The following is a 17,559-nucleotide window of genomic DNA, read 5'->3' on the forward strand; positions in this document are numbered from 1 at the left end:
ACATGAGGGACAAAATCTGCTTTTGCAAGTAAATGGAACGATCTTTTTTTCTTTGCCCCCGCAATCTAAACACCAGTATTCAGCAAACCCGTTTTGGGGGTCCCCACATCCAAGGACCTTAGTGACAGCTTCCTTTTCGCATTCACGGATAGCCGCTGAATACTTCGCTTCAAACTCAGGCCATTTTAACTTCAGTATTTCTTTAATTTTCGACGAGTACCTCATGTCTAAATATTACCATAATATGGGCTCATTGGGTACCCCTATAAGAGCCCCCCAAAAAGTATACTTTCCTTAACAATAAAAAAAGCCCGCCAGGGGCCAGTGTTTCCGGCTCCGGCGGGTTTTTTCAGCTTCCTTAATGTCCTTAAAGTGCAGGACCCTGCGTTTTAAGCATGCATTTTACTTATAATTGCATCGGCCATATCACTGGTACCGGCATTGCCTCCCAGGTCGTAGGTCAGGGCACTGCCCTCCCGCAGTACGGCCAGCACGGCCTCGTATATGCGGTTGGCCGCCTCATCTTCGCCCAGGTGCTGCAGCATCATTATGCCGGACAGAATCATGGCCAGGGGGTTAATGCGGTTCTTACCGGCATGTTTGGGGGCACTGCCGTGGACCGGTTCAAAGACCGCTACCTCGTGGCCGATGTTTGCTCCCGGGGCGACACCCAGGCCGCCCACCAGGCCGGCGCAGAGGTCGCTGACGATATCACCGTACAGGTTGGGGAGCACCAGGACATCATAGTTTTCCGGGGCCTGTACCAGCTTCATGCACATGGCGTCGACAATCATGTCTTCAAAGATAATATCCGGGTATTCCCGGGCCACCTGCCGGGCGCATTCCAAAAACAGGCCATCGGTGAGTTTCATGATATTGGCCTTATGTACGGCGGTGACTTTTTTGCGCCCCTGTTTCCTGGCCAGCTCGAAGGCAAAGCGTGCAATGCGCTCCGAGGCCTGGCGGGTGATAATTTTAATGCTTTCGGCTGCATCCGTGCCCACCCGGTGTTCAATGCCCGCATACAGGTCTTCCGTATTCTCCCTTACCACCACCAGGTCCACGTTCTGGTAACGGGTAACTATCCCCGGCAGGTTGCGGGCCGGGCGCACGTTGGCGTAAAGATTTAATTCCTGGCGCAGGGTAACGTTTACGCTGCGGAAGCCACTGCCCACCGGGGTGGTGATGGGTCCCTTCAAAGCCACCCGGTTCCGGCGGATGGAGTCCAGTACATACTCGGGTAAAGGAGTGCCGTACCGGGGGATCAGAGCTTCCCCGGCTTCCACCACTTCCCATTCAATATTTGCACCGCTGGCGTCGATAACCCGGCGAGCGGCCTGGGCGATCTCCGGGCCCACGCCATCACCGGGGATCAGGGTTACTTTATGTGCCACCGCTTAGTACCTCCTAGTGCCTTACCTAATACCTAATCGAATTTAAATCCGCCGTATTTCCGGAAGTGGGCCACCAGGCCGCCGTCGTTGAGAATTTTAATCATTACCGGAGGAAGGGGTTTGGCCGCAATGGTTAGCCCTTTCGTTTTGTTGGTAATCACTCCGGTGCTTAGGTCTACCACCAGCTCATCCTCTGGCTCGATCCGGTCGGTGTCGCATTCCACGACGGGCAGCCCCGTATTGATGGCGTTGCGGAAGAAAATGCGGGCAAAGGATTTGGCCAGCACGGCGGAAATCCCGGCGTACTTGATGGCCAGGGGTGCTTGCTCCCGGGATGAGCCGCAACCGAAATTACGGCCGGCTACGATAAAATCGCCCGCGTTGATCTTCTGGTAAAAGTCGGGGTCCAGGTCCTCCATGACATGTTTGGCCAGCTCCCGCATGTCCAGGGTTTTAAATTTATATTTACCCGAAATAATGTAGTCGGTATTTACGTCATCGCCAAATTTATGGGCTTTTCCCTGTAAAAGCATCCCGTCACCTACTTTATGCTCAAGTTAACACAAAAACTCCCGGGGGTCGGTGATCCGTCCGGTGAGGGCCGAGGCCGCCACCGTGGCCGGGGAAGCCAGGTAAATAAAGGCTTTGCTGTTGCCCATGCGGCCTTTAAAGTTGCGGTTGGCGGTGGAAATTACATTTTCTCCGTCGGAAGGTACGCCGTTATGGGTGCCCACGCAGGGCCCGCAGCCAGGGGTGACTATAGCGGCACCGCTTTCCACCAGGGTTTGGATAACCCCTTCCTGCATGGCCTGCAAGTAAATGCGCTTGGAGGCAGGCGCGACAATCAGGCGCACGTCCCGGTGGATGCGCCTTCCGGCCAGAATTTGGGCGGCAATGCGCAGGTCCTCCAGCCGCCCGTTGGTGCAGGTGCCGATCACCGCCTGCTGGATGGGAGTTCCGGCCACCTCCGCTACCGGGCAGACGTTATCCACCCGGTGGGGCCGGGCCACCTGGGGTTCCAGGTTTGATACGTCATATTCCTTGATCTGCGCATAACGGGCGTCGGGATCCGAACTTACGGAGATGAACTGCCGGCGGGTGAACTGGGCCAGCCAGGCAAAAGTCTTTTCGTCAGCTTCCATTATGCCCGCCTTGGCACCCATTTCAATGGCCATGTTGGCCATGGTAAAACGCCCGTCCATGGACAGGTTGGCAATGGCTTCACCGGTGTATTCCGCCGCCATGTAAGTGGCGCCGTCGGCCGTTACATCACCGATGAGATACAGAATAAGATCTTTGGCGTAGACACCCCGGGGCAGGGTGCCGTGACAGACAAACTTGAAGGTTTCGGGCACTTTAAACCACATCTGCCCCGAGATCAGGGCACCGGCCAGATCGGTGGAACCCACGCCCGTGGAAAAGGCATTGAGCGCCCCGTAGGTGCAGGTATGGGAATCGGCGCCAATAACCAGGGTTCCGGGACCTACCCGCCCGCTCTCCGGCACTACCTGGTGGCAGACACCTTCTCCGATGTCGTAAAGATGAATGCCCTTTTCCCGAGCGAACTGGCGCATCAGCTGGTGCAAAGCCGATACCCCTTCATTGGGGCTGGGAGCGCTATGATCGATTACAAAGGCCACCCGTTCGGGATCAAAAACCCGTGTGCCCTCCATTTCCTGAAAGGCCCGGATGGCTAAGGGGGAGGTACCATCCTGACCCATGACGAAGTCAACCCGGGCTACCACAATATCGTTGGCATAGGCCTCCTGACCGCTGTGGCTGGAAAGAATTTTTTCAATGATGGTCTGGCCCAAGGCAAAATCACTTCTTTCCAAAGTAATCTTCGTAAATGTACATGAGCTCTTTGTCGAAGAGCGGTCGCTTTAAGGCCACACAATAAGAACGAACCTTGGCCAGCAATTCCTGGGCGCGGAATTCGCTCAAATGGATCCCGTACTCGGCAAACTTGGCCTTTAGGGCGGCGGTACCGGAGTGCTTGCCGATCACGATCTGGCGCTCCAGGCCCACCTCTTCCGGATGGAAGGCCTCGTAAGTCTTCGGGTTTTTTAGGGCGCCGTCGGCGTGGATGCCCGATTCATGGGCAAACATATTGGAGCCCACAATGGCCTTCCAGGCCGGCAGCTCCCGGCCGGAAGCCCGGGACACGTACTCGGCAATTTCGCGGAACATCTCAGTTTTGAATCCTAGATCAATGCCCATCAAATGTTTCAAGGCCATGACCACTTCCTCCAGGGCGGCGTTTCCTGCCCGCTCACCCAGCCCAATCACGGTCACCCCCACGTGAGTAGCACCGGCCTTGACACCGGCGAGGGCGTTGGCTGTGGCCATGCCGAAGTCGTTATGGGTATGCATCTCAATATCTATATCCACGTTTTTAAGTATGGTCTGGATACGTTCGTAGGTGGTAAAGGGATCTAGAATTCCCACGGTGTCGCAGTAGCGCAACCGGTCGGCGCCAGCCTCCTTGGCTGCCCTGGCAAACTGGATCAAGAAATCCATGTCGGTGCGGGAGGCGTCTTCGGCGTTAACCGAAATGTACATGCCTTCCTTCTTGGCGAACTCCACGGCCTTGACCATTTGCTCCAGCACCCATTCCCGGCTGGTTTGCAGCTTGTATTTAATGTGGATATCCGAGGTAGAGATAGAAATGGCCACGGCATCTACACCACAGGCCAGGGAGGCTTCGATATCTTTGATTACCGGGCGGTTCCACCCCATAATGCTGGCTTTAAGGCCCGCCCTGCAAATTTCCTTAATGGCTTCCATCTCATCGCCGCCCATTACGGGGATGCCTGCTTCGATTTGGTGCACGCCAATTTCATCTAAAAACTTGGCTATACGCACCTTTTCCCGGTTGGCAAAGACCACTCCTGCCGTCTGCTCGCCATCCCGCAGGGTGGTATCCACAATAATAATGTTCCTTTGCTCCGTTTTTCCGGTCGTAATTTCGGTTAGCTTTTCACTCATTTTTTCACCCCTTGTTATACCCTGTTTCCGAATAGCTTCGTAGCAAAATGCGACACAAAATTATACAGCTTTAATAATACCATGAAATTGATTAACTGAAAAGTATTATTTGGGACGGTCCACGCTATAACCCGGGTGCTTCCTCCGGTGGCTATTCTGTGGCACCCAGCGGTCAAAATCCGGCCGTGGGTAGAAAATCCGCGGGCAGTTGGGGGGGCTTTTGCTTTCTTTGAGTAAAGCGAAACCATTTAGTTGGTGGTTTTGTCTATTGCCGGAAAATTTATATTCTCGTCTGGTCAAACAAAATACAATAAAAGAAAAAGGCGGAGGGGTGCCCCGGGGAGGGATGCTATGATCAGCAGAAAGCCCCATGGTCTTTAAAAGAGAGTGCAGCAACAAGCCAGGCATTTAACCAAATATGACCGGAGGTGTATCCCATGAATCAGCCCAACCAGCCCAGTTTGGCCCGGGCATGGTCGGTTCCCCTTGCCGGCATGGGTATAAATCTGGCCCTGGGTGTGCTCTACACCTGGAGTGTTTTTGCCGCAGCCCTTATAGATCAGTTGCATTGGACCAAAACCCAGTCCCAGTTTCCCTATACCCTGGCCTGTGTGATGTTTGCCCTGTTCATGGTTCCGGCGGGGCGTATGGTGGATAAATTTGGTCCCCGGTTGGTGGCTACCATTGGCGGTATCCTGGCCGGTGCGGGTATGATCATTTCGGGAGTTACCCAATCCCTGGCAGGTATAACCATTGGTTTTGGGCTTATCGTTGGTGCGGCCCTGGGGTTTGGATATGGCGCCCCCACGCCGGCGGCGGTGAAATGGTTCCAGCCCCATAAAAAGGGACTAATTGCCGGTCTGGTGGTGGCCGGATTCGGTCTGGCTTCGGTTTATACCGCTCCCATGACCAAGTACTTCCTGGCTAATTACGGTATTTCCAAAACCTTTATCTATGAGGGAATTATTTTCTTAGCCGTTATCGTTATCCTGGCCCAGGTGCTTGCCTTCCCGCCTCCGGGTTATGTGCCTTACGGAGGTCCGCCTCCCGCCACCAGGGCGGCTACCGCGGCCAGCTCCAAGCATGACTTCAGCCCCCGCGAGATGCTGGCCACACCCCAGTTTTACCTGCTCTGGTTGATGTTCTGTTTCGCCGCTTCGGCAGGGCTATTGGTCATCGGTCACCTGGCCAAGATAGCCCAGATTCAAGGGGGGATCAACTGGGGCTTCGTGTTTGTGGCGGTGCTGGCCGTAGCCAATGCCGGCGGGCGCGTACTGGCCGGATGGTTAAGCGACCGGCTGGGCAGGACCAATACCATGCTTTTGGTGTTTGCCATTCAAGCGGCCAACATGCTCCTGTTTGCCTCCTACAAGAGTGCGGCAACCCTGTTTATTGGTTCGGTTCTCACCGGGATAGCTTACGGGGCCAACCTTTCCCTCTTCCCGTCGGCTACTTACGACTACTTCGGGTTGAAAAATGCCGGTATCAACTACGGCCTGGTCTTTACTGCCTGGGGTGCCGGTGCCCTTATCGGGCCAATCATTGCAGGGCGGGCGGCGGACCTTACCGGCGGCTATAATGCCAGCTACCTGATCTCCGCCGCCCTGCTGGTGGTGGCCGCCATCCTAAGCTTTGTCACCAAGCCACCCACGAAGCCGGTATCGGACGGGCAGGCAGTAAAAGTCTAGATTGGGGCGGGTTTTCCACCCGCCCCTTGCCATCGGGGTGAGCCTTGAACAGGTCGATCGAAATCACCAGGGCGGGGCGCTTGCCCGCCTGTTCGTGCCCGCGGACAGGGTTTAGGTCGACAAGCCATATCTCCCCACGCTTCGGTTTAACCATCATTCATCACTACCCAGACCATCGCCCAAAACCACGTCCCACTCCTTACGCTCGGCAATTTCTTCCTGCCACTTGTCCCGGTCGTTCCTTAAGCCGGCGTAGGCTTTGTTGGCCCTTTTCAGCAGCCACTGCCTGCGGTACGCCCCGATAGCCCGGTCAAGGACGGCCTGCATCGTTTCACCCGCGCAGTCAGCTATTTCTTTTAAAGCTTTCCATGAGTTCGGGCTGATCCTTACGCTTGCTGGCATTCTTCACCCACCTCTCCCGCTCTGACAGAAAAGCCGCAGAATCATCTGCGGCTTTTAAATTTGACCAAAATTAACCGGTTCGCTTACCAGTATAGGCGGGACAACCCCGCTGTTCATTTACCACCCGGGCCACGCCCTTTTCCCATTCCACTCACGGCACGGCATCCACGAAGTTCTTGCCGCCCTGCGGCTACGACCGGACAATACCGGTTCTCTCCTCTTGACATGATTCGGAAGTGAACAGTTACCTTTCAGAAAGGAATTTTCCAGCACCGTCGTTGATGATAGTTCGGGCCTCTTCTAACGTAGTGGCGGCAAAAAGCTCCTCCAGGACATAATCCAGCTCCTCCAGGCTGGTCATCTCCTGGACCTTTTGTTGCAAATCGGCCGATTTCTTACCAAACTTACGAGCCAGATATTTGCAAATGATTTCCCGGGTTCTTTCCACCCGGCCTTCCGCGCGGCCTTCCGCGCGGCCTTTCTCATGCCAGCTGGTGGTTATCTGCATAATCGCGCCAACCTCCTTACTATCCAGTTTTCCCAGTTCCCGGTTATATTGTTCTTCTTCCTCCCGATTCAGTTTAAGGTAGGTCTCGAAAAAACCGGCCAACAGTTCCATCCGGGCCGGGTCCAATTTCATCCGGGCCACCATGCGCATGAATTCCAGCTTCACCTTTACTTTTTCTTCCGGCTTAAAGCCCATTTTGCTTAAAAGGGCGGCGGCTACGGGATTGTCACTTTGTATGTATTCCCGCCAGTTCAGTTTCTTCAATTCCAGCTTATAAAACCGAAAATTTAGAACATCCAGAAAAGGAAACGTTAGTTCAAAACTATCCGGTTCATCCCGTACCCAGTCATAACTGAATACGGCCACGGGTAGTATTTTGCGCCGGAATTTTTCATACAGCCGGCTGAAATAGATAAACATACGCTCGTTGAAATTCCTTTGTACATATGCTTGCGGCTCTACATGGACCAGGATCAAACCGGGTGCCCCTTTGAGCCGGGTCTCCACCAAAATGTCCACTTTGCGCTTTTCCCCGGCCGTTACGTCGGTAAATACTTCTTGCTGCAAGAATTTGAGCTGTGTCAGGTCAATGGCCCGGCTGGCTTCCGGAAAGAAAAGCTCCATGAATTCGGCAAAAAACGTCTCCAGCAATTCTTTAAACAGGCGGTCGTGGTCGATCTGATTTTCGTTCATGGCGCCGGCTCCTTTATCTTTTCTGGCTATAGTTTACATCAGGTCCGGCAGGGTTTCAATAAGGTTACTCCACCCTTCAACACGTCCGCCATCACCAAAAACCGCACGCTGGATCGTGGTTTGGAAAATTGCCCAGAAGGGGCGGCCGGCAGACAGTCCATACAAACCCTTATATAGTTTGCTTAAGCCGGAAAAGGGCGAAACCCGGCCGGCACTGGTGTATGTGCCCACATCCATGGCCACCATCGCTGCCTTGACGGGAAAGCCCCTGGCAGAATTCATGCCCTCCTTTCCCCAGCCCCAGCCCCTCACCCTGAAGGGGGAGGGCCAGCAACTGATGGCCAGGACACCGAAAGAAGCCGGCAAGTTGCTAGCCGAAGTGTTTGGCATTGATATGACGGGAATGCAGTTTCAAGGCGCCAGCGATTTGCAGTCTTTCCCAGATCGGGGGATCAAACAGAAAAGTTATACCTGGAGCACTATACCGCCAAAGGTAACTGAGGGCAAACCGGGCTACGATTACCGCCAGATGCGCTTTGTGCACCTGACCACCATCACCGGCACCGGACAGGTGATTAGCTACAATTACCAGGACGTCCGGGCGCGGCCAAAAGGGTACTGTTTCCAGAGAAGCCGCTCAGGACACGGCGGTGAAGTTTCTGCAAAAAATACTTACAAACAGGTCTTTACCGGGAAAACAATGACGCGGGCTAATAACTAACCGTTCAATTATTGGGCAACAACACGGACCGGCAGAAAGACCGGCAGGCATACTCTGAATGTCATCAAGGGACTGGATACAGGTGCTGACGACTATGTTGTTAAGACTTTCGACTTAAGGGAGCTTATGGCTCGGGTAAGAGCGACACTGCGCCGCACAGTGCCTGCCGATCAACAAAATGTTATCACATTTAATAATATTGAAATTTTCCCTGCCGCACGGCAGGTAAAAAAGAATGGCCGGTCTATTAAATTGTCGCCGCGCGAATATGAGTTGTTACTTTTATTTGCTCAAAACCCCAATCGGGTATTTAGCCGGGATGAAATACTGGATCACTTATGTGGTCAAAATTTTTTCGGTGGGCGCAAAACGGTGGATATCTACGTCAGCAGGTTGAGAGCACGACTGGCAGATGAATCGGGTAAGCCCCGTCTAATTAAAACTGTACGTGGTACAGGTTACATTTTTAATTTTGACCCGGAATAACTTGTCTGCCGGGATCCTGAAATCGTCGGATTTTACTCCAGCAAAGGCTATCTGTGTAGATGGCGGAGGTTTAAAAGGAGGGAGCTGGCCGCCCCCTCCTGCCCGATTGCCCGATTTTATTAGCTGGAATGAAGTTTTTCTTTGAGCAGGCGGTTGACCAGCTCCGGGTTGGCTTTGCCCCGGGTGGCCTTCATTACCTGGCCCACTAAGAAGCCGAAGGCCCTGTCCTTTCCTTTCAGATAGTCCTCCACCACTTTGGCGTTGCCGGCCAGCACTTCCTCCACTACAGCGGCAATGGCCCCCTCATCGGTAATCTGCACGAGCCCCTTTTCCTGCACAATCTGTTCCGGATCCTTGCCGGTGGCAAACATCTCTTCGAAGACCGTTTTGGCAATCTTTCCGCTGATGGTGCCCTTGTCCATCAGCTTGAGCATGTCGGTCAGCTGCCGGGGCGATACCTTGCACTGGGTAATGTCCATGTTATGGGCATTTAACAAGCGCGAGAGATCCCCCATCATCCAGTTGCTGACCGCCTTGGCGTTGGGATAAAGGGCTACACACTCCTCAAAGTAATCGGCCATTTCCTTGGTGGCCGTAAGCACGGTGGCGTCGTAGGCCGGGAGATCGTAGCGTTTGATGTAGCGGTTGCGCCGTTCGTCAGGAAGCTCGGGGAGTGTGGCCCGGATTTCCTCCACCCACCGCCGATCAATCACCAGGGGTACCAGGTCCGGCTCGGGGAAGTAGCGGTAATCGTGGGCTTCCTCCTTGCTGCGCATGGGCAGGGTTACCCCTTTGTTTTCATCCCAGGTGCGGGTCTCCTGGACGATGCGGCCGCCTTCCTGGAGCACGGCAATTTGCCGCTCTACTTCGTAGGCCAGGGCCCGCTGCAGCGCTTTAAAGGAGTTCATGTTTTTAATTTCCGTTTTCGTACCGAATTCCCGGCTCCCCCTGGGGCGTACGGAAACGTTGGCATCGCAGCGTAGAGATCCTTCCTCCATTTTGCAGTCGGAAACTCCGGTGTACTGGATGATGGCCTTCAATTTTTCCAGGTAAGCCCGGGCCTCCTCGGGGGAACGCATATCCGGCTCGGAGACAATTTCAATGAGCGGTACCCCGGTGCGGTTGTAGTCTACCAGGGAATAGGGGGAGGTGGCAATGGTGCCCTGGTGGATCAGCTTGCCCGCATCCTCCTCCATGTGTATGCGGGTGATCCCGATGCGTTTGGTTTGCCCGTTCACTTCAATGTTCAGGAACCCGTTTCTGGCCAGCGGCAGGTCATACTGGGATATCTGGTAATTCTTAGGCAGATCTGGGTAATAGTAGTTTTTGCGGTCGAACTTGGAGTATTCAGCAATTTCGCAGTTCAGGGCCAGAGCAGCCCGGATGGCGTATTCCAGCACCTTTTTATTTAAAACCGGCAGCACTCCCGGCAACCCCAGGCAAACGGGGCAAACGTGGGTATTGGGATCTCCCCCGAATTCCGTGGTGGACGGGCAAAAAATCTTGCTTTTGGTTTTTAATTCCACGTGTACTTCCAGGCCGATGATGGTTTCGTATTCAGTCAAAGCTTGCTTCCCTCCCTATAAAGACGGCCGGCGCCGGTGATAATCCGTGTGTTGCTCAAAGGTGTAGGCTACCCGCAAGAGGGTGCCCTCGCCAAAGGGCTTACCGATTAACTGCATGCCTACGGGTAAGCCGTCCACAAATCCCGCCGGGATGGATATTCCGGGTATGCCGGCCAGGTTTACCGCCAGGGTGCAGATGTCGGACATGTACATCTGAAGGGGGTCGCCGGTCTTCTCTCCCCGCTTGAAAGCCGGGGACGGGGCGGTGGGAGCCAGGAGCACATCAAATTTTTCGAAGGCCCGGTCAAAATCCTGCTTGATTAAGGTGCGCACTTTCAAGGCCTTTAAATAATAGGCGTCGTAGTAGCCCGCGGACAGGGCGTACGTACCCAACATAATGCGCCGTTTTACTTCCGGGCCGAAGCCCTGGCTGCGTGTCTTCATGAACATGTCCACCACATCCCGGGCATCCTCCGCCCGGTAGCCGTAACGGACGCCGTCATAGCGGGCCAGGTTGGAGCTGGCTTCTGCCGGGGCAATTAAATAATAAGTGGGCAGGGCGTAACGGCTGTGGGGCAGAGTAGTTTCGTCGATTTCCGCCCCCAGGGAGGCCAATAACTTTATGGCCTGTCCAATGATCTCCTTTACGGCGGGGTCAATGCCCTCCCCCATGTATTCCCGGGGTACGCCGATTTTCAGGCCCTTCACGTCATTCCTCAAGTAGGATGTGAAGTCGGGGATATCCCGGGGTGCCGAGGTGGAATCCAGGGGATCGTGCCCGCAGATGGCGTTTAACATGAGGGCACAGTCGGTGACATCCCGGGTAAAGGGCCCGATCTGATCCAGGGAGGAGGCAAAGGCCACCAGACCGTAGCGGGAGACGGCCCCGTAGGTGGGTTTTAATCCCACCACCCCGCAAAACGCCGCGGGTTGGCGGATGGAGCCACCCGTATCGGAACCCAGGGCGGTAATGGCTTCCCCTGCCGCTACCGCCGCGGCGGAGCCGCCGCTTGACCCGCCGGGTACCCTATCCGGATCCCAGGGGTTGGCGGTTACAAAAAAGCCCGAGTTTTCCGTGGAAGAACCCATGGCAAACTCGTCCATGTTTGTCTTGCCCATCATTACCGTGCCGGCGGCCTCCAGCTTTTCCACCACCGTGGCGTTGTAGGGGGGCACAAAGTTGTAGAGAATTTTCGAGGAGCAGGTGGTGCGTACTCCGCAGGTGCACATGTTGTCCTTAATGGCCACCGGGATGCCGGCCAGGGGCGGGACTTCTTCCCCGGCGGCAATTTTACGGTCGATCTCCCGTGCCCGGGCAAAGGCCTTGTCCCTGGTCAGGGTGACATAGGCTTTGATTTTGTCCTCTACGGCATCAATGCGATCAAAGACGGCGCGGCAAATTTCCTCGGCGCTGATTTCCTTTTTGACGAGCAAATCGTGCAGTTCGTGGGCGGTGAGGTAGTACAGTTCCAACAAAATTCCCTCCTTAAACTATCCGCGGCACTTTGAAGAATTGGCCTTCCGTTTCCGGGGCGTTGGCCAGTACCTCTTCGGGCGGCAGGTGTTCGCCCACTTCATCTTCCCGCCAGACGTTTTTCAGGGGCAGCACGTGGGCGGTGGGCGGAATGTCGTCGGTGTTCAGTTCGTTGAGCATCTGGGCGTATTCCAGGATGGCGTTCAACTGTTTCGCGTACATTTGCTTTTCTTCGTCGCTCAATTCCAGGCGGGCCAGAAGGGCCACATGCTCCACGTCCTTGATGGTTATCATACCAGCACCTTCCTTACTTCAAGACTTTAAATGACAACATTATAGCGCTCCATGGGGGAGGTTGCAACTTTCACTGTTCCACCAGGCGGCGAAAGTCTTCTTCCCGCAGGGTGGGGATGCCCAGGGCCAGGGCCTTGTCGTATTTGCTGCCGGGATTCTCCCCTACCACCACATAATCGGTTTTCCTGCTCACACTGGAGCTCACGCGCCCGCCCAGGCGCTCGATCAGTTCCTGGGCCTCCTGCCGGGTGAAATGCTCCAAGGTACCGGTGAGGACGAAAACTTTGCCCGCCAGGGGTTTGTCGCCGGGTTCTTCTTCTGGCTCTTGGCGGGTATTTACTCCGGCGGCGGCCAGTTTTTCCAGCACCCGGCGGTTTTGTTCCTGGGCAAAAAAGGTTATCACGCTTTCGGCAATCTTGGGGCCGATTTCCGGAATGGTCACCAGTTCTTCATATGTGGCCCGGGAGAGCCGGTCCAGGGAACCGAAGCGCTGGGCTAAAATGCGCGCGGCCCTTTCCCCCACGTGCCGGATGCCCAGGGCAAAAATCAGGCGGTACAGGGGGTTGGACTTGCTTCTTTCAATGGCCTCCAGGAGGTTCTGGGCCGATTTTTTGCCCAGGCGCTCCAGGGGCACCAGGTCCTCCAGGCGCAAGGTGTAAAGATCCGCCGGGTCCTGCACCAGCCCCGCTGCCAGCAGTTGGCCGATTACCGCCGGCCCCAGGCCGGCAATATCCATGGCATTGCGGGAAGCAAAGTGGATCAATCCCTCCCGCAGCCGGGCCGGGCAGGCGATGTTGGTGCAGCGGGTTCCCGCTTCTCCCGGGGGACGGACGGCCTCCGCGCCGCATTCGGGACAGCGGCGGGGCATGACAAAGGGTTTTTCGTCTCCGGTGCGCTCTTCCGGGATTACCGCGACCACTTCCGGAATAACATCGCCGGCCTTTTGTACAATTACCGTGTCCCCGATCCGGATGTCCTTCTCCTTGATTATGTCCTCGTTGTGTAGCGTGGCCCGGCTGACAGTGGTGCCGGCCAGGCGGACCGGTTCTAAAATGGCGGTGGGGGTCAGGACTCCGGTACGCCCCACCCGCAGGATAATGTCCCGCACTTTGGTTTTGGCCTGTTCGGCCGGAAACTTGAAGGCAATGGCCCAGCGGGGGCTCTTCATGGTGGCACCGAGCCGGGCCTGCTGATCCAGGGAGTTGACTTTAATGACCAGGCCGTCAATGACATAGGGGAGGTTAAAGCGCTCTTCCTGCCACCGGTTACAGTAATCAATCACCGCCTGGATATCGGGCAAAAGGCGGTGATGGGGATTAACGGGAAAACCCAGCTCTTTGAGCAGGGCCAGGGTTTCGGCGTGGGTATTTACACTAACCCCCTCGATCTCCCCGGTCCCGTAGACAAAGATGCTCAGCTGTCGGGAGGCTGTTACGGCCGGGTCCAGCTGGCGCAGGCTGCCCGCAGCGGCGTTGCGCGGGTTGGCAAAGAGGGGCTCGCCCGCTTCTTCCCGGGTTTCATTTAGACGCATAAAGGCCTCCTTGGACATGTAGACCTCCCCCCGCACTTCCAGCAGGGGAACGGGGCGGAGCAGGCGCAAAGGGACGGCCCGGATGGTTTTCAAGTTGGCGGTAATGTCCTCGCCGGTCTCCCCATCTCCCCGGGTGGCCCCGGTAACCAGCAGGCCGTTTTCATAGCGCAGGGAAACGGCCAACCCGTCTATTTTCAGCTCCACCACATACTCCACCGGCTCCCCGGGCAGGGCGGAACGCACCCGGCGGTCAAAATCCCGCAACTCTCCCTCGTCGAAAGCGTTGGCCAGGCTGAGCATGGGGATGCGGTGGCGCACGGTGGCAAAACCTTCCCGGGGTTGTCCCCCCACCCGCTGGCTGGGTGAATTCGGAGTGACCAGGGACGGGTATTTGCTTTCCAGTTTGATCAGTTCCCGCATCAAAGCGTCGTAGCGCTCGTCGGAAATTACCGGGTCGTCCAGCACATAGTAACGGTAATTGTGGTATTCAATTTCCCGGCGCAGCTCCTCAATCCGCTGGCGGGCTCTTTCCAAAGCGTTGTCCAAAAGGTACACCCCCAAGAACTGGATCAGGTAATCAGTTCGGCCACAAAGCGGATCACCAGTGCCCCGGGAACAAAGAGGGCCTGGGCCAAAAGGGTACCCGCAAGTCTGGTCAGGGCAAGGAAGACGGCCATTTGCTTCACATCTTCCTCCGGGCGCACCCCACGCATGGCCTGGTCGGTGATCATAGCTGCCGTGGGATCCACCACGGTGGCCGCCAGAACGGCGGCAACGCCGTTGACAATTCCCGAAGTAAGGGTGGCCGTGGACCGGAACTGGGGTATCAACGCCCCCGCATACAGGGCCGAGAGCACACCAGTGGTCCAGATGCCGGTGATTAAAATATTGGCCACCAGGAAGTGCCGGGGTATGTTAAGCGGCCCCCGCAGGGCGTCCCGGAAACGGCCCACTCCCGGTAGTTTAACCTTTTTGGCCATGGCTAAAAGCTGCCGGGGGGAGAGGATCATTTTTAAGATCATCCGGGGTACCGAACCCAAATCCTCCAGGAGCATTATCCCCCGGGTGAAAACCCGGACAAAGGTAGGGATTAAAAGACCCCCCAGGATGGTTCCCCCGGTGGCGGCCAGGATGACCAGGCGGATTTCCATGTTTAACCTGGCAAGCTGGGCCTGGTAGTAGGGATCGGCCAGGATGTCCCCGCCGCCGGCGTGCCTTAAGCCGGCGTTAATGGCGTGTTCCACAATGGAGGACATCAGGGGGGCCTGAATCAGGTTGGCCGTGCTGGCAATGAGAAAGATCACCTGGAAAAGGGACAGGGCCGTGGCCAGGCGCTGGGTGCGTACCCCGGCCAGGCGCACGGAATAAATCAGGGTATTGATCATGTGAATGATGGCCGTCAACAGGGCCACAATCAACAGACGGGTCATATGAGCCTCCGCAGGACACGACGCAAATCTAACCGGGCTGGTTTCCCTTGTCTCTATTATTGCCAGGAAAATTATGGATCAGGCTTAGACCCGTTCCAGGGGAGCGTAGCGGGCCAGAAGGATTTTGGTGCCCAGGTTGGGGAACTCCACCTGTAATTCGGCGTTTTCCCCCTGTCCCCTTACGTTGATCACCGTACCCTGGCCCCATTTACGATGCCTGACCCGATCACCGGGGCTGAAGGCGTACACTGGTACCTGCTCCCGGATGGGCGGGAGCGTGCCGGGTTCCGTTTCTTTGGCCGCTCCCCGGAGCAGTCCGGTACCGCCGGAGGCGGGTCTTGGCCGCCTTTCCCCATTCCCGCTATCGAGGGGGTCATCGACTGTAACCAGGTGGGGCGGTATCTCTTCCAGAAAACGGGACGGGTCGTTGTGCCGGGTGGCCCCGTACAGGGTGCGCTGCCAGCAGTGGGTTAAATAAAGCCGTTCCCTGGCCCGGGTAATGCCTACGTAGCAGAGGCGCCTTTCCTCCTCCAGTTCCGCCGGTTCCACCAGGGAACGGGAGTGCGGGAAAACCCCCTCCTCCATCCCCACCAGAAAGACCACCGGGAACTCCAGCCCCTTGGCGCTGTGCAAGGTCATCAGCACCACCTGGTCGGCTTCCTCGTCGTAGCGGTCTATGTCACTCACCAGGGAAAGCTCGGCCAGAAAGGCGCTCAAGGTTCGTTCCCCGGCCTGGCGGTCGAAGTCCTGGGTCACCGAGAGAAATTCCTTCAGGTTCTCCTGCCGGGTGCGGGATTCCACCGTATTTTCGGCCAGGAGCTCCTGCCAGTATCCCGATCGCTGGAGCACTTCCCAGGCCAGACCGGTTACGGTTAACTCGCCCTGGTGTTCATAAAGCCAGCCAAAGAGGCGGGCCAGTTCCATGCAGGCCGCCCGTACGCTTTTGGTCAGGCCGGGTATTTCTTCCACCCGGGCCAGGGCTTCCAGTACCGGAATTTCTCTGGCCGTACTGAAGGCAAGCAGTCTATTAAAGGAAGCCTCCCCGATGCCCCGCCGTGGTACGTTAATAATACGCCTTAAACTTACCGTATCTGACGGATTAACCACCAGCCGGAGGTAGGCCAGCAGGTCCTTGATTTCCTTACGGTCGTAGAAGCGCAGGCCGCCCACAATGGTGTAGGGAATACCCCGGTGCAGCAGGATTTCTTCCAGCACCCGGGACATGGCGTGGGTGCGGTAAAGCACCGCCATATCCCGGTAGGGTACTCCCAGGCGGTGGAGCCGGGTAATGCGGTCGGCCACGAAATTGGCCTCGGCCCGCTCGTCGTGGGCCAGGTAAACCACCACCGGGTTCCCCGCACCGGCGGCCGTCCAGAGCCTTTTTTCCCTGCGCCCCCGGTTACGCCGGATGACGTGATTGGCGGCATCCAGAATGGTCTGGGTGGAGCGGTAGTTTTGCTCCAGTTTGACCACCTTTGCATCGGGGTAATCTTTTTCAAAGTCGAGGATGTTCTGGATATTCGCCCCACGCCAGCTGTAAATACCCTGGTCCGGGTCGCCCACCACGCAGAGGTTGCGGTGTTCCCGGGCCAAGAGGTTCACCAGCACGTACTGGGCGTAGTTGGTGTCCTGGTATTCGTCCACCAGGATATAATAAAAACGGTTCTGGTAATAGCGTAAGACCGCGGGGTTTTCCCGGAACAGGCGCACTGTGAGCATGATCAGGTCGTCAAAATCCAGGGCGTTGTTGCGGAATAGCTTGTCCTGGTACAGGGCATAAATACGGGCCACATGCCGGGAATAGAAATCAAAGGCCTCGTCCTGGTAAGCATTGGGTCCTAACAGTTTATTTTTCGCTCCGGAAATGACCGCGGCCACGGCCCGGGGCGGAAACTTTTTCTCATCCAGGTTTAATTCTTTCAGGCAATCTTTCAGAACAGTTTGCTGGTCGTGCTCATCGTAAATCACAAAATTCTCGGAGTAGCCCAGAAAACGGGCTTGCTTGCGCAGGATGCGCAGGCAGGCCGAATGGAAGGTGGAAACCCACAGGTCCCGCGCTACATGGGGAACCATGGTCTGGACCCGCTCCTTCATTTCCCGGGCCGCCTTGTTGGTAAAGGTGATGGCCAGGATATGGTACGGGTCCACCCCCTGCTGCAGAAGATAGGCAATACGGGTGGTCAGTACCCGGGTTTTGCCGCTACCCGCGCCCGCCAGCACTAAAAGGGGCCCGTCTTTGTGCTGCACTGCTTCTTTTTGGGCTTCATTGAGGTTTTTCAACAGGTCCATTTGCCGATCACTTCCCATCCAGGGTGCATTATACCACAGGCCCTGGCCTTTCGGTACCATTGCAAAAGAAAAACCCGGCATATTTAACAACAAGAC

The 17,559-nt window shown here is 56.2% G+C and carries 18 protein-coding genes; 3 read left to right on the forward strand and 15 right to left on the reverse strand.

Going from position 1 to position 17,559, the window contains the following annotated elements; all coding sequences use genetic code 11:
• From BUA65_RS11830 to nifV, 5 genes are all read right to left on the reverse strand, one after another.
• Nucleotides 1–225: transposase zinc-binding domain-containing protein (locus BUA65_RS11830; protein WP_207543896.1), on the reverse strand; the 225-nt coding region annotated here is incomplete at its 3' end.
• Between the two features lie 164 nt (nucleotides 226–389).
• Nucleotides 390–1,394: an isocitrate dehydrogenase (NAD(+)) gene (locus tag BUA65_RS11835; protein WP_072869918.1), complete on the reverse strand. Its 1,005-nt coding sequence runs from the start codon at nucleotides 1,392–1,394 to the stop codon at nucleotides 390–392.
• A gap of 32 nt (nucleotides 1,395–1,426) precedes the next feature.
• Entirely contained in the window at nucleotides 1,427–1,927 is a 501-nt protein-coding gene (locus BUA65_RS11840; protein WP_072869919.1) for a 3-isopropylmalate dehydratase small subunit, read from the reverse strand.
• A gap of 24 nt (nucleotides 1,928–1,951) precedes the next feature.
• Nucleotides 1,952–3,208 (reverse strand): 3-isopropylmalate dehydratase large subunit, encoded by a 1,257-nt coding sequence (locus tag BUA65_RS11845; RefSeq protein WP_072869921.1) that lies wholly within the window; start codon nucleotides 3,206–3,208, stop codon nucleotides 1,952–1,954.
• Nucleotides 3,209–3,215: 7 nt separating this feature from the next.
• Nucleotides 3,216–4,382: a homocitrate synthase gene (nifV, locus tag BUA65_RS11850; RefSeq protein WP_072869922.1), complete on the reverse strand. Its 1,167-nt coding sequence runs from the start codon at nucleotides 4,380–4,382 to the stop codon at nucleotides 3,216–3,218.
• 437 nt (nucleotides 4,383–4,819) lie between these two features.
• Here nifV and BUA65_RS11855 point away from each other — a divergent pair, with 437 nt between their 5' ends.
• On the forward strand, nucleotides 4,820–6,070 hold the full coding sequence (locus BUA65_RS11855; RefSeq protein ID WP_072869924.1) for an L-lactate MFS transporter: 1,251 nt from the start codon (nucleotides 4,820–4,822) through the stop codon (nucleotides 6,068–6,070).
• Here the strand turns inward: BUA65_RS11855 and BUA65_RS19020 are convergent.
• The 4 genes from BUA65_RS19020 to BUA65_RS11875 form a co-directional block, all read right to left on the reverse strand.
• Entirely contained in the window at nucleotides 6,018–6,227 is a 210-nt protein-coding gene (locus BUA65_RS19020) for a type II toxin-antitoxin system PemK/MazF family toxin (protein WP_341349620.1), read from the reverse strand. The genes BUA65_RS11855 and BUA65_RS19020 overlap by 53 nt on opposite strands.
• A complete protein-coding gene (locus tag BUA65_RS11865; RefSeq protein WP_072869925.1) occupies nucleotides 6,224–6,472 on the reverse strand; it encodes a toxin-antitoxin system protein in 249 nt (82 codons plus the stop codon). The genes BUA65_RS19020 and BUA65_RS11865 overlap by 4 nt, the downstream gene beginning before the upstream one ends.
• 244 nt (nucleotides 6,473–6,716) lie before the next feature.
• The gene (locus BUA65_RS11870; RefSeq protein ID WP_072869927.1) at nucleotides 6,717–7,673 is read right to left on the reverse strand and encodes an Rpn family recombination-promoting nuclease/putative transposase; all 957 of its coding nucleotides are present in this window, start codon (nucleotides 7,671–7,673) and stop codon (nucleotides 6,717–6,719) included.
• Between the two features lie 33 nt (nucleotides 7,674–7,706).
• Nucleotides 7,707–7,955, reverse strand: a complete 249-nt coding sequence (locus tag BUA65_RS11875; protein ID WP_072869928.1) for a hypothetical protein — start codon at nucleotides 7,953–7,955, stop codon at nucleotides 7,707–7,709.
• A 55-nt stretch (nucleotides 7,956–8,010) separates the two neighbouring features.
• Between BUA65_RS11875 and BUA65_RS11880 the strand changes: the two genes are divergently transcribed.
• Both BUA65_RS11880 and BUA65_RS11885 read left to right on the forward strand, forming a co-directional pair.
• A complete protein-coding gene (locus BUA65_RS11880) occupies nucleotides 8,011–8,394 on the forward strand; it encodes a hypothetical protein (protein ID WP_131821492.1) in 384 nt (127 codons plus the stop codon).
• A gap of 126 nt (nucleotides 8,395–8,520) precedes the next feature.
• Nucleotides 8,521–8,880 (forward strand): winged helix-turn-helix domain-containing protein, encoded by a 360-nt coding sequence (locus tag BUA65_RS11885; protein ID WP_072869931.1) that lies wholly within the window; start codon nucleotides 8,521–8,523, stop codon nucleotides 8,878–8,880.
• A gap of 119 nt (nucleotides 8,881–8,999) precedes the next feature.
• Here BUA65_RS11885 and gatB read toward each other — a convergent pair whose 3' ends face one another.
• The 6 genes from gatB to pcrA form a co-directional block, all read right to left on the reverse strand.
• Nucleotides 9,000–10,445, reverse strand: coding sequence for an Asp-tRNA(Asn)/Glu-tRNA(Gln) amidotransferase subunit GatB (gatB, locus tag BUA65_RS11890; RefSeq protein ID WP_072869933.1), 1,446 nt, complete (start codon nucleotides 10,443–10,445; stop codon nucleotides 9,000–9,002).
• A 15-nt stretch (nucleotides 10,446–10,460) separates the two neighbouring features.
• A complete protein-coding gene (gene gatA, locus BUA65_RS11895) occupies nucleotides 10,461–11,918 on the reverse strand; it encodes an Asp-tRNA(Asn)/Glu-tRNA(Gln) amidotransferase subunit GatA (protein ID WP_072869934.1) in 1,458 nt (485 codons plus the stop codon).
• 13 nt (nucleotides 11,919–11,931) lie between these two features.
• A complete protein-coding gene (gene gatC / locus BUA65_RS11900) occupies nucleotides 11,932–12,213 on the reverse strand; it encodes an Asp-tRNA(Asn)/Glu-tRNA(Gln) amidotransferase subunit GatC (RefSeq protein WP_072869936.1) in 282 nt (93 codons plus the stop codon).
• Nucleotides 12,214–12,283: 70 nt separating this feature from the next.
• Nucleotides 12,284–14,290 carry an NAD-dependent DNA ligase LigA gene (ligA, locus tag BUA65_RS11905; protein WP_072869937.1) on the reverse strand — a complete coding sequence of 669 codons (2,007 nt, stop codon included), beginning with the start codon at nucleotides 14,288–14,290 and terminating at the stop codon, nucleotides 12,284–12,286.
• 23 nt (nucleotides 14,291–14,313) lie between these two features.
• Nucleotides 14,314–15,174: a lipid II flippase Amj family protein gene (locus tag BUA65_RS11910; RefSeq protein ID WP_072869938.1), complete on the reverse strand. Its 861-nt coding sequence runs from the start codon at nucleotides 15,172–15,174 to the stop codon at nucleotides 14,314–14,316.
• 84 nt (nucleotides 15,175–15,258) lie between these two features.
• Nucleotides 15,259–17,463: a DNA helicase PcrA gene (gene pcrA, locus BUA65_RS11915; RefSeq protein WP_072869975.1), complete on the reverse strand. Its 2,205-nt coding sequence runs from the start codon at nucleotides 17,461–17,463 to the stop codon at nucleotides 15,259–15,261.
• Nucleotides 17,464–17,559: the final 96 nt, after the last annotated feature.

The organism is Desulfofundulus thermosubterraneus DSM 16057, from assembly GCF_900142025.1.
In the GTDB taxonomy this organism is placed as follows: Bacteria; Bacillota; Desulfotomaculia; order Desulfotomaculales; family Desulfovirgulaceae; genus Desulfofundulus; species Desulfofundulus thermosubterraneus.